The sequence below is a fragment of the Daejeonella sp. genome, from assembly GCF_046590655.1.
Taxonomy (GTDB): domain Bacteria; phylum Bacteroidota; class Bacteroidia; order Sphingobacteriales; family Sphingobacteriaceae; genus Daejeonella.
Genome location: NZ_JBKJUM010000072.1, coordinates 1 through 13,431 on the forward strand (window position 1 = coordinate 1; position 13,431 = coordinate 13,431).

Consider the following 13,431-nt stretch of genomic DNA (forward strand, 5'->3'; position numbering starts at 1 on the left):
GCCACGACGGGTAGGATTAAATGTATAGCTGCCCGGAACATCCTCAAGCTTCTCCCAATCCAAATAATGACGGACACCGCTAAATGACTTGATCAACGACATCTTTGGCTCGAAAATAGCCTTTAAATCAGGATTGGCAGGATCCTGCAAAAAGTTCCATTCATAAGCATTCACGCCGAGCATGTCATTAAACTTAATCTTATTATGTTCGCCAACCCGGGTGCTATCATCAAAACCTGAATTTGATTCTCTGGGTCCATTATTAATACAATTCTGAAGTATAAAAGAAATCAACAAAACATAAAGTATAGCTTTCATGTTGTTACGACGAACTGGGGTTAAATTTTTAGGTTTATACATTAAAACACCGCGCGACTTTGTAAGGCCTCGTTTTAAAACTAATTAGCACTCTCCCACACATATTTTGATTAAACATGATTTTAGCGTTTTGGATTTGCTTTTTTATCATCTTCTATACTTTTTTTGGTTATGGTCTATTTCTTTACCTGCTGGTAAGTGTAAAACGCCTGGTTAAAAAACCATATTTATTCTCTCCATTGTACGATATACCATCAGTAACCGTGATCGTAGCCGCATATAATGAAGAATCATTAATTGAAGATAAGATCTTAAACTGTCTTGAATTAAATTATCCGAAGAACAAAGTTCAGTTTATCTTTATTACAGACGGGTCTTCAGACAGAACCCCCGAAATAGTTAGTAAGCACACAGAGATAGAGCTGCTTCACGTAAACCAGCGCCTGGGGAAAATGGCTGCGATCAAGAGAGCCATGCCGTTTGTATCCGGTTATGTGACGGTTTTTACCGACGCTAATACCTTCCTGAATAAAGAAGCGCTAATTCACCTGGTGAAGCATTACCAGAATCCAAAGATTGGCGCCGTCGCCGGGGAAAAGAAAATTATGGTTAATCAGTCTGCCGATGCAAGTTCCGCAGGCGAGGGATTTTACTGGAAGTATGAATCGGCACTCAAAAGATGGGACTATGAGCTATATTCAAATGTGGGTGCCGCAGGGGAACTTTTTAGCATTCGGACAGATTTATATCAGCCAGTTGAAACTGATACTATCATCGATGATCATATGATAGCTATGCGTATCGCAGAAAAAGGGTACATCATAGCATACGAGCCTAATGCATTCGCTCTCGAAAGCGCTTCTGCGGATTCCGGTGAAGAACTCAAACGTAAAATCAGAATTGCTGCAGGAGGCATTCAATCCGTTTACAGGTTAAAAAGAGCTGTAAATCCATTCAATAATCCAGTGCTTACATTCCAATATATTAGTCACAGGCTATTGCGCTGGTTACTCACACCCTGGCTGATGATAATTCTATTTCTCCTTAATATAATGATCGTCTTTAGCTATCCTCAATCTGGACTATATTTATCAACTCTATTCCTGCAAATTTTATTCTACCTGACAGCACTGTTTGGCTGGTATTTGGAAGGCAGAAAGATCAAGCTGAAAGCAGCTTTTATTCCCTTTTATTTTACAATGATGAATTATGCTGTAATTGCAGGCACATTCCGCTATTACAATGGTGCCCAATCTGCCGCCTGGGAAAAGTCGAAAAGGAAATAAATCCCTGAGCTCATTCCAAATGAGTTTTATAGTTTCGGCTACCGTAATTAAATTTATTCTGTTTTAATAAATTTGGAAATGTCTAAAATCATTCTGATTTTCGTACACAAACTTTCCTTTCTCTTTAATATGGTTATGAAAAAGTTAAAAGGTGATGTATCTTATTTGGATGCATTTAACACTCCCATGGAAGGTGATTATGAACTAACTACAGCAGTCGTGTCTACAATAATATATGATCCCATATACGGAATAAACTATGGCGAGTTCAGCGATGCTAGTGAACAGGAAAGAGCCATCTTTTTGAAAAGCAAATGTCGTGAGGCAGAGATAGTAATTGCAACGCTAAGTCAAATGTTTAAAGGGGAAATATCTACCATGAACATTGAGAATTCAGAGTTTCCTATTGCTTGTGTACTTAAAACTGACAAAAGCCTTTCAACAAATGAAATCAATCATATATTATCCATATCTAAGAGTATACAGGTAAAATAATTTTACAATAGATATCCTTTCCACTTCTCAATCTGCCTCTTTCGAACTGAAACATTCAGCCTTCGAAAATGTTAAAGATATACGGGTTATCAAACCTGTGAAAAAAAGTTTGGAAAGTCCTGTCGATACGGTATTACAAACCCAGGTTCATTTTGAGGAACTTCCACCGCTTGTATGGCAAAAAGCATTACCGTCGTTTTTAACGCCCGGAAACGTAGAAGTATGGCGATTTAACCTGAATACATATTTACATCACATGGAGAATTTCCATGATTTGCTTGAATCTGGAGAGAAAGCAAGATCTGCACGGCTTTTGATTGAGAAGGACCGGCAAATATCCATCGCTGCACGAGCATTACTAAGAATACTTCTAGGAAAGTATTTAAATGTAAATCCAAGAGCGATATCTTTCACCTACAGTGAAAGAATGAAGCCTAAAGTGAAAAATGAATGTAACTTAAGCATTCATTTCAACGTAAGTCATTCGGGACCATGTATATTAATCGCAGTCTCTAATGAAGAAGTTGGCATTGATGTTGAATATTGTGATAAAGCTTACCCGATAAAAACAGATATGGATTACTTGTTTAGTGCCGCTGAGAAATTTTTTATCAATAATCAACATTCGCCAATTGAGGCCTATCACCTGTTGTGGACCAGAAAAGAAGCACTTCTAAAAGGGACATCCCAGGGTATCATTGACAAAATTAAATTTGTCCCTTGTCTTAATGGCACACATCAAATTAATACGGGGGTAATAGATAGTTGTATGGACTGGTCTGTTTATAGTTTTGGAGCAGATAAATTTTGTATTGCAAGTGTAGCTTATAAAGGTCGGAATAAGAAACTAACTTTTAACGAGCTTAATGAAATTACGTAACATCGAGACTATTGCAACGCAAAACTGCTCTAATTCTATTAAAAGAGCCATTAACACTGAAAGAAATCACGGCTAAAATATAGCTTACTAAATGAAATTGGCTTCATCTCAAAAACAGCCCCAAATCTTAGGAACTTTGCCCGATCAAAACTTATCGCCATCAAAGAACATTAGCCCATTAGGGATACTTCCTGAAGACGAAGTTTTATTTATGGAGTCGTTTAATGCTACTATTACACCCTATTCTTCTCATAAGACTATTGTAGATCTTTTCGAAGAGCAGGTACATAGAACCCCCGAGAATATTGCATTAATCCGGCATGACTTTAACCTTACTTATCGCAGACTGAATGAAAGTGCCAATAAGTTAGCCCGTTATCTGATTGACGCGGGAGTTAAACGCGGAAGTAATGTAGGGCTGATAGCCGGCAGGAATTTCGATATGATTATTGGCATGTATGCTATCTTAAAGGCAGGCGGCGCCTACGTTCCTATTGACCCTGAATATCCTGCAGACCGCCAGAAATATATATTGAATCAATCATCAGCCAGTCACGTGATTATTGATACAGATTACCCCGGGCTGAATTTGAAATCAGATCAAAAAATAATAAATCTCAATAAAGCGGAACTGGAAAAAATTGATAGCAGCAATTTAAAAACTTCTATTAAAAGCAATGATTTAGCTTATACAACATATACTTCCGGTTCTACCGGAGTTCCAAAAGGAGTAATGATAGAACATCACTCTGCGGTTAATTTGATCGAATGGGTTAACAACACATATAATATTGGCTCAAACGACCGTGTTCTGTTTATAACTTCGATGTGCTTTGATCTTTCTGTGTACGATATCTTTGGCCTCCTTTCTGCAGGCGGCGCCGTAGTAATTGCAAACCATGAGGAAGTTGTCGATATCAGCAAACTAAAGACATTCTTTACAAAACATAAAATCACTTTTTGGGATTCAGTTCCAACGACCATGAACTATTTAGTGAAGGAACTCCGATCGGCTAAAGAACCATTTGTGGATAATTCACTTCGGCTCGTGTTTTTAAGCGGCGACTGGATTCCAATCCAACTGCCGGACGAAATTAAGAATCATTTTCCCAATGCTAGAGTGATAAGCCTTGGCGGAGCTACCGAAGCAACAGTCTGGTCAAATTATTACGAAGTAGATAAGCTGGATCCAAATTGGAAAAGCATACCATATGGAAGGCCTATTGCAAACAATTTCTTTTACGTGCTCGATGAGCAGCTTAACGCCGTACCAATTGGTACTATAGGAGAGCTGTATATCGGCGGCGTAGGTGTAGCCAGAGGTTATGCTAATGATCCTGATAAAACGCGACACTCGTTCTTGCAAGATTCGTTTAACTCCCGGGCCGGTGGCCGAATGTATCGTACCGGCGATCTGGGAAGAATGATGCCCGACAGAAACTTAGAATTTTTGGGGCGTAAAGACAGCCAGGTCAAGATTCGAGGGTTTCGTGTTGAATTAGGAGAAATAGAAAATCTCTTGAACAAATTCTACCTTGTCGATCAGGCAGTTGTTATTGCACGAACGGAAAACGACGGTCATAAGAATCTGATAGCTTTTATTGTTCCGAAAAATGAAAGTTTCGACAGAAAGGAGATTCTTGCTTATCTGAAAAGCAAGATTCCCGAGTATATGCTACCGGCGTTTCTTGAAGAACTTAAACAATTTCCACTGACATCAAACGGAAAAATTGATAAACAGGCTTTATCAAAGCTTGAGATTTCAGATCCTTCCAGTGCCAGATATGAAGCTCCTCAAACTGAACAGCAATTAAAACTTGCAGAAATCTGGAAGGAGATATTGGGTGTTGAAAGAGTCGGTATCCATGACAATTTTTTTGAACTGGGGGGGCATTCATTAATGGCTGTTAGGATGATGACCAGACTTGAACGCGAAATAGGCATACATTTCCCCTTGTCAATTTTATTTAAATATCCGACAATTAGCTCACTGTTATCCTCCAATGAAGTTAAACCGTCAAACATGGAAAGCCAATGGAAATCATTGGTTCCCATAAAAGAATCTGGAAGCAAATCACCCATTTACATAATTCATGGCAGCGGCCTGAACGTGCTCAATTTTAGTAGTATAGCAAAGTTTGTAGACCCTGATCAACCGGTTTACGGTTTGCAAGCTAAAGGTCTAAGCGGAGTAGAGGACCCCTTAGACGACATGGAAGAAATTGCAAGTTCATACATCGAGGAAATACTTGAGCATAATCCTTCGGGACCTTACGCTATTGCAGGATATTCATTTGGAGGTTATGTTGCGGTTGAAATGAGAAATCAGTTAGAGGCAATTGGGAAGAAAGTTAAAATGCTGGCCATATTTGATACAAATGCCGTAGGTTCTGATCATTACAGAAAATGGCCTCATAATATGTGGAATAAGATTAGAAGTCAGGGACCGAAATTCTTATGGATTATGAAATCACTATATTCCCGGCCGGCAATTACTATTAATTATCAAAAGCTTCTTTTGTCGAGAGCTTTCAACTCTGCAGTAGGCAAATTGACAGGCATAAGAACGGCGGAATCAAATACATTCTATACCCTTGTAGATAAGATTACTGAAAAGCATCTTTATGCTTTTCAGAATTATAATATGATGCCTTTCGATGATACGGTACACCTTTTTAGAGCCAAAGAAAGAATCTATTTCGTCAACGATTTTCAATACCTCGGATGGAGGAAATATGCACTAAAAGGAGTTAAGGTTTATGAGGTTCCGGGCGACCATAAAACAATGCTGCTTCATCCTAATGCGCAAGAATTTGCCAGAGCACTTCAGCAGGCATTAGACAACAGTTAACAAAAGAAAAATTGTTAAAAATGTTTGATTACTTTTAATCAACTGACTCCGAAAACATTAATACGAATTGCTCTGCCTTTATAAATTTATTCTTTTCATAAAAAGTAATAGCAGGCATATACTTGTGCGTCATCAGTGTAATGCTGCTAATATTGCTGTTTTTGGTATACTCAATGGCTGAGTTCATCAATGTTTGTCCATAACCTTTCCCCTGTTCGTTAGCAGCAACAAAAAGTTCATCGATCATTAGTTGATCTTCAGTCCACCAGGTTTTTGTATGCGCAAACATAGCCGCAACTAATACTTCTTCTTCATAAATAATATATCCAACAAACCTAGAGGACTCAAAGAGCTCCGTTAAATACAATATGGCTTTTGGAGTAGTCCACTGATAGTTCCAGGGAGGGCCATTGTATGCGTGCATTATAAGGGTTGCGCAGTTGTTAATATCTGCTTTTGTCAACTTTTGTACGTTCATTTGGAATCAAACAAGCACCGCTTCTAATGGTTAAAACTGAAAGGTTTATTAAAGTGAATAATCTTGACTGCTAGTTGTTACGATAATCCGGTATTGTTTCCTGCCGGGGGCTGATATACCTTTTTATGTATCCATATACAAGAATTATAGGTACAATATATGCTATAAGGTAAACAACTTTATCTAAGGAGACAATAATTACAATGCAGGTTACCAATAAAATAAATAATATCACCGCTGCCTTTTCAAATTCCTTTTTATGAATGGCCGGAATAAATCCATCATAAATACCCCACAAGACAGCAATTATAGAAATTGGCCATAGTAAAGAGCCGAATCCTAATAATATAAATGATCCTATTTTTAGGCTAAGCTTCTTTAGGGCAATTGAGAGTAAGAGGTTAATCGTCATAGCACTAACAAAATTAAAACTTATAATATGGATCAGCAACTATTTTTAAAATGGACGCTTTTTTCATAACAACTATTAGCAAAAACTGTTGGCTGTTGAAAAACAAACCTGTCGTGTAAATATTAACAGAAAGATTCTCGGTCAACTTTTAAACAAACTTTTAAATCAAACAAGAATAGCTTTTCTGAGTTAACAGAGGGTATGATTGAAAATAAAGTCAAGGTTTACTTCCCAGGTTTAAATGCATTACGATTCTTCGCTGCTTTTTTGGTCTTCGCTTCACATGTTGAACTGCTGAAATCAAGAAATGAATACAATAACTACTATTACACTCCGACATTTATGGAATTGGGTGGTACTGCCGTAACCTTTTTTTTTGTACTGAGCGGATTCCTGATCACTTACCTGTTATTTATTGAAAAAGACCTTACTGGTAAAATTTCATTAAGTCAGTTTTACCTCCGGAGAATTTTAAGAATCTGGCCTTTATATTACACAGTTGTTCTGGCAGGATTTTTCATCCTTCCCAATATCCCCTATCTCCAAAATTCACTTTCAGGGGATCTGTATATGAATTTTTACCCAAAATTACTCCTGTTTATGCTTTTACTGCCAAATGTTTCGTATATTTTATTCCCACATACTCCTTATATATCGCCCGCATGGTCAATTGGCGTAGAAGAACAATTTTACCTCACCTGGCCCTTACTCCTTTCACGCACCAAAAAGCCTTTGCGGCTATTTATCATTTTAATATCCGGAATTTTCATCTTGAAAACAAGCTTGACGCTTTTTCAAAAAATATCTGATAACAAAAGCCATGAAGTTATTAAGAAGATACTCGATATCTTGTATTTCTCACGATTCGAATGCATGATAATTGGCAGTATTTGTGCTTATATCCTACATCAAAAAAAAGAGCAGATATTAAAGATTCTTTTCAATAAATATCTTCAGATATTTTGCTACGTTACCATTGTTATTTTTCTAGCAACCGGATTCAAAATTCCTGCTTTCAATCACATTATCTACTCCTCTTTATTTGGGATTATTATACTAAATGTTGCAGTAAACCCCCACTCTCTTTTTAAAATGGAGAACCCGGTTTTGAACTACCTTGGTCAAATATCATTCGGTTTGTACATGTATCATGAATTAGCTATCGGAATCACCATTCGCTTTTTAAAAGATCTGTCATTCAATTTTAACAATAACGGTCCTAACATTTTTCTTTATGTTTTGGCCTTGCTGTTAACTATTGCGGTTGCTTCGCTATCTTATTATTTCCTTGAAAAACCATTCCTAAAACTAAAAACCCGGTTTTCGAAAATCTCCACCACATAATATCCGGCAAGCTATTTAGAGATGATACCAAAGATTATTCATTATTGCTGGTTAAGCAAAGATCCCATCCCCATCCAGTTTGAGGAATATTTGGAAAGCTGGAAGTTGCATTTGCCGGATTACGAGTTTCTGCTATGGAATTTTGAAAATTTTGATATTGATAAAAGCATCTGGGTGAAGGAAGCCTACGAAGATAAGAAATATGCCTTTGCTGCGGACTATATCAGACTTTACGCAATTTATAATTACGGCGGAATATACCTGGACCTGGACGTCGAATTACTAAAATCATTTGATCCATTCCTTCATCTAACCTCCATGGTATGTTACGAAAAACAAGGAAATCTTCCTGAAATGGCGGTATTTGGAGCAGAAAAGAACTCAGAATGGGTAAAAGCATGTCTTTCCTATTATCAGCAGAAGAGATTCATAAACAAGGGCGGATCTGACACAAAAGTACTACCTGTGATTGTAAATGAAGTGCTGGCTTCTAACTTCAAAATAGTATCGGTCAAAAGTTTAGCGGAAGCTTCACTGCGAACAAACGATCCAAATGAAATCAGAATATTGCCAAGTGATTTTTTTAGCCCTAAATACTATTGGACTGGAAAAGTGGAGATTACAGAAAAAACTGTATGCATACACCACTTTTTAGGATCCTGGCTTCCCCGGCATTTGAAAATTGAAGCACTGATTTGTAAATATTTAGGAGTTAAAAACTTCAAGATTATAGAAAGGATTACCTGGAAATTAATCGTGTTAAGATCAAAATTCTAAGTTTATTATCACTTACCTTCTAACCGTTCTATCCGTAATATATACATCTATAGGTATCCGATGCGGTGCGTACAATATTTATTGTTGGATCAAAATGCATTCATTCTTTCTATGACCTGATATATATCTTCCTCAGTATGATACATGGAACATGGGAGACTCAAAACTGTATTGTGAATTTCTTCAGAAACGGGAAATGACTTTCCGCTGAATTGAACTCTCAATGCATTCTGGTGGTGCGGTGGTACGGGATAGTGAATTTCTGTACCTATGCCGTGAGTTAATAAATAATTTCGCAGAGTATCTCTTTTCTTATGTCGCACACAGAAAATGTGGAATACGTCGAAATGATCATCTGATATATAAGGTTTAATATAGTCGTCCTTTAGATGCTTTAAATAAATGGAAGCAAGCTTTCTTTTATGAATATTACGGGCATTTAAGTCTTTTAATTTTATTGATAAGAAAGCTGCTTGCAATTCATCCAATCGGGAATTATATCCTATCAGGTCATTTTGATATTTTTCTATTGATCCGTAATTTCTTAGTTGTTGTATTCGCATTGAAATTGACACGTCATTAGTCAGGACAGCCCCCGCGTCACCCAAAGCGCCAAGATTCTTGGTTGGATAAAAACTAAATCCCGCCGCAGAGCCAAAAGTTCCGGATAACTTTCCTTTATAACTGGCGCCATGTGATTGAGCACAGTCTTCGATGATGTGCAAACGATGAATTTCTGCAAGCGTTAATATACCGTCCATTGCACAACATTTTCCGTACAAATGAACTACAAGAATAGCCCGGGTTCGTTTGGTGATGCAAGATGCAATTGTTTCGGCCGAGATATTATACGTCACCATATCCGGCTCCGCAAGAACGGGTGTCAACCCACAATGAAGAATTGCAAGGACGCTGGCGATATACGTATTGGATGGAACTATAACTTCAGATCCCATTGGGAGATCTAAAGCCTTCATCGAAAGAATCAACGCATCTAAACCGTTGCCAACACCAATACAATAACTGGACTTGTGATATTCTGCAAACGAAGCTTCAAATTTCTTTAGGCGTTTACCCAAAATGTATTGTCCATCTTCTAGAAAGCTGGCGAAGACGGCCTTAAAGTCGTCAATATACCGCTTATTAGAAAATGCAAGATTCTCATAAGATATCATGTTTGGATAGACTTTTTCCTTAAATATAGAATATTACTCCTTCAACTTCAAGCTAAAACCACGGTAATTGACTCTCCTTCCATACAGATATAAAAAAGCATCGTTATTGAATTCAGCAACGAGTTCATATTTATCCGAAAAAGCTGCTTTTACACGTTCATAATTTAGGAACCAGGCCGGATACGATGCTTCATAATAATAAACAGGAACTTTTTGCACTGTAATTCGATCACCAGGTTGGGGATTAAAATAGGTATTGTTAATGATAATATATGGAAAATTTCTGGCAGCAATTTCAGACAGGAAATCATAGGGTTTCTCCAGATATGGCAATACACAGGACATTATAAAAACGTCATGCATGCCCCTTTCCTGCGTGGCTTCATCCATCGTATAATAGAATTTTAACGCGTCCCTGGCTATTTCATTATTACCAGTTGTCACAAAGTCTTGTTGCTCGATAACGCTCCATTTCACCTCTTCCAAACGATCCATAAAAGGCTTGTTCTCGAAGTAGGAAGTACCCAGGGAACCTCCAAAATCCATTACGGAAATGCGGCCTTTCTGTGCGATCCACAATAGATGGGCAAGTAGGGGATAACTATGTTCAATTTTGTCATATAAAACGCCGTCACTTTCATACACAGCCTCTCCGTTTTTGACTTTCAATGCACCATCTTTTATTTTGTCAAGAATAGCCGTAGCATTATAACCTGTGCATTTCGATTTAGCAGCTTCCCAGGTATCGTAATTTCCAAACCAGCCATAGGTATTGTATTTTAATCGACGATAATTCTGTATCAGAAATTTAACCATATTCTTGAATAAATTTTTTCGATTATTATTTAGTACTTATTAGCTAGCCTCAGGATACGGCTCGAAGATATAATCAGAAACGTCAAAATTTTCGGATGCCAAAACCAGTAAAATGGTATTTCCAGTAAATTCATGCATGATATGCCAATCGTAAGTCTCCAAAAAAAGACACTTTTCCGGACCGTCCAATACAAAGTCTGCCTGATTCACACCATCATGATTTGAGACAATACAAGAGCCATTAATACAAATAATTGCCTGTCTCGTGCAATGATGCCTATGGCCTCCCCTGGCTTCATCCACTAAGGTATTTATGAAAAATATCCTTTTAACTTGAAAGGGAATTAATTCCTCAATATTATCCAAGACAGTTAAGCTTCCGCGAGCATCGAGTAACGTTTTGAGCTCTACAAGTTTAGCCATAGCAAGTTATAGGATGTTAGTGGTGAAACCATCGGATCTTATTTCCGCGGTTTCTTTAATTAACAGATTTTTATCTATAATGTTCAAAATTTCTCTATCAACCCCCAGATCAAATTTTCTTGCAAAAAAGGCATCCGAGTCAGTCAGATTTTCATAGTCATCTATAGTTAGTATTTTAGGATTTGGAAGCCCTGCGGACCAGTCGATATAGCGATAATTTTTATTTATAACCTGAGCGCAAAACGGTGAATTCATTACTAGTGTATTAAAAAGCACCTCGTCCGGGCCCCAGGTTTTTCTAAAAAAATTTTCTACGTTTTTATTTCGCTCCAGGTAGTTAATTATATGGTCTGCAGTTGCACTTGTAATTGTCCAGTACGCTCCAAAAGCACCACCATATAAAGTATAATCAAAAGGTAGTTTTCTTCTCGGCAAGAATTTAGTAAGCACATCTGAAAATCGGTGAATTCCTCTAATAGAATACGATGGGAAGTGGTATAATTCAAATCTGCCCACGGCTTTATTCCACCAATCAGAAGGGTAAGTTTCGCAGTTCAAAAAATTAGAACCTTTATGGCTATTGAAGAAATCATATATCAACGAAATAGGTTTTATAGGGTAACATTGACCACTCATATGATTAATAAAGTCATATTCTATCCCGGACTTAAGAATCTCTCTCATGCCATATGTCAAAGCGTCAATCATTGAATAGCCAGCCCATTTAATGTCAAATCGCTTTTTAAGTATATAAGTATTTGGGATATTAGACAAATAGCGATATTCTGCGATATCGACTTTTTTATCTATATGAAGATAAAAGTCAAATCCAGCATGCTCCATAGTTCTGAGCAAGCGTTCAATTAGTTCTGGTTGCTTATATATTGTTATTATCGTGGCGATCTTCATTCCCTCTCCGTAAAAATTAAAACATTATATGTCAGTAACCTTCATTATTTGCTGCATTTCCTTAAAAATATTTTTCTTTGTGTGATGAAACAACATAACACACTAGAAAATGGTTTTGTAAAACTTTTCTGAAAATTAATTTACTTTCACATGAAGAGATCATAACGCATAGATAACGGCGGTAGGCATTTTAATAGATACCTGGCTAATGCCTAGACCCCCTTCATTATGACTATAACGGATCATAAAACCGAATCTTCATTGATGAAATATATTCGTATTTCAAGAAACTAGTTGTTACGAAATCTGACCCGTAAGTTCTCATATTTTCCCGGAAACTTTCTAATATAGTAAATGACTAGTTAATTACTTTCTTTATAAACCAGGAATCTCAGCCAAATTATGTTTAGTCGTATATCGTTTAAACCGGCAAGTACCAAGGCCGTTCTGTACCGGTCAATACGTCCATTATTAAATAAAATCCATGTTTAAGATTCTTGACTAATGATCTTTTGGGAATCAAAAAGTTAATGCGTTCATCCATTATGTCCATCTTGTTATTAGCGAATAGAGCCATTTTAAAACGAGCTATTTGAAAGTTTGTTGGTTTGCACGTTCTGAGATGGATCCGTATCAAAGCGTCTGCGGAAACTGGAATTTAAGAGTTGTAAGTGTTGAGCCTTTTCTGCAACTGATGGATCGGAAATTAACGCTCCGCCGTTTGATGTGGCTCCGATAACAATGGCGGATGAAATTAATATGATATTTTTAATAATATACTGGCCCAGAAGCGTCAGGACAAACAGATGGTTCGTCCAGGTTTCGCTATTGAAAAAGATTAGCGGCAAGAAGGTGCCTATCATCTGGAAATATAACAATAACAAAATGATTCTTAACCTGTAAGCTGTAATCAAACCTATGCCTATAATGCTTTCCCAAACTGCTAACAGAGGCATTGAAAGTTCAGGAGAGATAAAACCAAAGGTCAATTTAAAAATGGTTCGACCAGCCAGCATTTCAGCGGAACTTAACCCCGGGAAAAACTTAAGTACACCGAACCACAGAAATACAAATCCCAAGGAAACTCTCAGTATCTTAAGGCCATTACGTGCCTTCCAGGCTTCAACCTTAGTCAGATTTTTTTTGGTGAATAGTGACATTAGATAAATTTTAAATTAATAATTGAGCAGACTTCTTATTTTAAGTTACGGATCCACCACCTAAACAGATTTTGGTAATTTTAATAAATGATAACCTGCTCGTCCAA

The 13,431-nt window shown here is 37.2% G+C and carries 13 protein-coding genes and 1 pseudogene; 6 read left to right on the forward strand and 8 right to left on the reverse strand.

The genetic code is table 11. The features are described from left to right. Nucleotides 1–318: pseudogene (locus ACLL8Z_RS07505) on the reverse strand (hypothetical protein); the annotation flags it as partial. 116 nt (nucleotides 319–434) lie between these two features. On the opposite strand from ACLL8Z_RS07505, the gene ACLL8Z_RS07510 reads away from it, so the two are divergent. The 4 genes from ACLL8Z_RS07510 (at nucleotide 435) to ACLL8Z_RS07525 (ending at nucleotide 5,830) form a co-directional block, all read left to right on the forward strand. After that, nucleotides 435–1,604: a glycosyltransferase family 2 protein gene (locus ACLL8Z_RS07510; RefSeq protein ID WP_411274151.1), complete on the forward strand. Its 1,170-nt coding sequence runs from the start codon at nucleotides 435–437 to the stop codon at nucleotides 1,602–1,604. 78 nt (nucleotides 1,605–1,682) lie between these two features. Then, complete coding sequence (locus ACLL8Z_RS07515; protein WP_411274152.1) at nucleotides 1,683–2,099, forward strand: hypothetical protein; 417 nt, start codon at nucleotides 1,683–1,685, stop codon at nucleotides 2,097–2,099. Between the two features lie 97 nt (nucleotides 2,100–2,196). After that, complete coding sequence (locus tag ACLL8Z_RS07520; RefSeq protein WP_411274153.1) at nucleotides 2,197–2,979, forward strand: 4'-phosphopantetheinyl transferase family protein; 783 nt, start codon at nucleotides 2,197–2,199, stop codon at nucleotides 2,977–2,979. Between the two features lie 91 nt (nucleotides 2,980–3,070). Further along, nucleotides 3,071–5,830 carry an amino acid adenylation domain-containing protein gene (locus tag ACLL8Z_RS07525; protein WP_411274154.1) on the forward strand — a complete coding sequence of 920 codons (2,760 nt, stop codon included), beginning with the start codon at nucleotides 3,071–3,073 and terminating at the stop codon, nucleotides 5,828–5,830. A 34-nt stretch (nucleotides 5,831–5,864) separates the two neighbouring features. On the opposite strand, the gene ACLL8Z_RS07530 is transcribed toward ACLL8Z_RS07525, so the two are convergent. Beyond that, nucleotides 5,865–6,308 carry a GNAT family N-acetyltransferase gene (locus ACLL8Z_RS07530; protein WP_411274155.1) on the reverse strand — a complete coding sequence of 148 codons (444 nt, stop codon included), beginning with the start codon at nucleotides 6,306–6,308 and terminating at the stop codon, nucleotides 5,865–5,867. Between the two features lie 70 nt (nucleotides 6,309–6,378). Then, nucleotides 6,379–6,720 carry a hypothetical protein gene (locus ACLL8Z_RS07535; protein ID WP_411274156.1) on the reverse strand — a complete coding sequence of 114 codons (342 nt, stop codon included), beginning with the start codon at nucleotides 6,718–6,720 and terminating at the stop codon, nucleotides 6,379–6,381. 201 nt (nucleotides 6,721–6,921) lie between these two features. Here ACLL8Z_RS07535 and ACLL8Z_RS07540 point away from each other — a divergent pair, with 201 nt between their 5' ends. Together ACLL8Z_RS07540 and ACLL8Z_RS07545 are read left to right on the forward strand one after the other, a co-directional pair. After that, nucleotides 6,922–8,064, forward strand: coding sequence for an acyltransferase family protein (locus ACLL8Z_RS07540; RefSeq protein ID WP_411274157.1), 1,143 nt, complete (start codon nucleotides 6,922–6,924; stop codon nucleotides 8,062–8,064). 21 nt (nucleotides 8,065–8,085) lie between these two features. Further along, a complete protein-coding gene (locus ACLL8Z_RS07545; RefSeq protein WP_411274158.1) occupies nucleotides 8,086–8,841 on the forward strand; it encodes a glycosyltransferase family 32 protein in 756 nt (251 codons plus the stop codon). A gap of 89 nt (nucleotides 8,842–8,930) precedes the next feature. Here the strand turns inward: ACLL8Z_RS07545 and ACLL8Z_RS07550 are convergent, their stop codons facing one another. From ACLL8Z_RS07550 to ACLL8Z_RS07570, 5 genes are all read right to left on the reverse strand, one after another. Beyond that, nucleotides 8,931–10,016, reverse strand: a complete 1,086-nt coding sequence (locus ACLL8Z_RS07550; protein WP_411274159.1) for a DegT/DnrJ/EryC1/StrS family aminotransferase — start codon at nucleotides 10,014–10,016, stop codon at nucleotides 8,931–8,933. Nucleotides 10,017–10,049: 33 nt separating this feature from the next. Then, nucleotides 10,050–10,832, reverse strand: coding sequence for a methyltransferase, TIGR04325 family (locus ACLL8Z_RS07555; protein WP_411274160.1), 783 nt, complete (start codon nucleotides 10,830–10,832; stop codon nucleotides 10,050–10,052). Between the two features lie 39 nt (nucleotides 10,833–10,871). Continuing rightward, nucleotides 10,872–11,255 carry a sugar 3,4-ketoisomerase gene (locus ACLL8Z_RS07560; RefSeq protein WP_411274161.1) on the reverse strand — a complete coding sequence of 128 codons (384 nt, stop codon included), beginning with the start codon at nucleotides 11,253–11,255 and terminating at the stop codon, nucleotides 10,872–10,874. A 6-nt stretch (nucleotides 11,256–11,261) separates the two neighbouring features. Then, complete coding sequence (locus ACLL8Z_RS07565; protein ID WP_411274162.1) at nucleotides 11,262–12,164, reverse strand: beta-1,6-N-acetylglucosaminyltransferase; 903 nt, start codon at nucleotides 12,162–12,164, stop codon at nucleotides 11,262–11,264. A gap of 578 nt (nucleotides 12,165–12,742) precedes the next feature. Continuing rightward, nucleotides 12,743–13,324 carry a hypothetical protein gene (locus ACLL8Z_RS07570; protein ID WP_411274163.1) on the reverse strand — a complete coding sequence of 194 codons (582 nt, stop codon included), beginning with the start codon at nucleotides 13,322–13,324 and terminating at the stop codon, nucleotides 12,743–12,745. Nucleotides 13,325–13,431: the final 107 nt, after the last annotated feature.

Excerpts from the sequence above, each read along its gene's own strand:
- ACLL8Z_RS07545 (WP_411274158.1), top strand. The coding sequence starts at position 8,086 with ATGATACCAAAGATTATTCATTATTGCTGGTTAAGCAAAGATCCCATC.
- ACLL8Z_RS07530 (WP_411274155.1), bottom strand. The coding sequence starts at position 6,308 with ATGAACGTACAAAAGTTGACAAAAGCAGATATTAACAACTGCGCAACC.
- ACLL8Z_RS07540 (WP_411274157.1), top strand. The coding sequence starts at position 6,922 with ATGATTGAAAATAAAGTCAAGGTTTACTTCCCAGGTTTAAATGCATTA.
- ACLL8Z_RS07510 (WP_411274151.1), top strand. The coding sequence starts at position 435 with ATGATTTTAGCGTTTTGGATTTGCTTTTTTATCATCTTCTATACTTTT.
- ACLL8Z_RS07515 (WP_411274152.1), top strand. The coding sequence starts at position 1,683 with ATGTCTAAAATCATTCTGATTTTCGTACACAAACTTTCCTTTCTCTTT.
- ACLL8Z_RS07525 (WP_411274154.1), top strand. The coding sequence starts at position 3,071 with ATGAAATTGGCTTCATCTCAAAAACAGCCCCAAATCTTAGGAACTTTG.
- ACLL8Z_RS07560 (WP_411274161.1), bottom strand. The coding sequence starts at position 11,255 with ATGGCTAAACTTGTAGAGCTCAAAACGTTACTCGATGCTCGCGGAAGC.
- ACLL8Z_RS07555 (WP_411274160.1), bottom strand. The coding sequence starts at position 10,832 with ATGGTTAAATTTCTGATACAGAATTATCGTCGATTAAAATACAATACC.
- ACLL8Z_RS07570 (WP_411274163.1), bottom strand. The coding sequence starts at position 13,324 with ATGTCACTATTCACCAAAAAAAATCTGACTAAGGTTGAAGCCTGGAAG.
- ACLL8Z_RS07565 (WP_411274162.1), bottom strand. The coding sequence starts at position 12,164 with ATGAAGATCGCCACGATAATAACAATATATAAGCAACCAGAACTAATT.
- ACLL8Z_RS07535 (WP_411274156.1), bottom strand. The coding sequence starts at position 6,720 with ATGACGATTAACCTCTTACTCTCAATTGCCCTAAAGAAGCTTAGCCTA.
- ACLL8Z_RS07550 (WP_411274159.1), bottom strand. The coding sequence starts at position 10,016 with ATGATATCTTATGAGAATCTTGCATTTTCTAATAAGCGGTATATTGAC.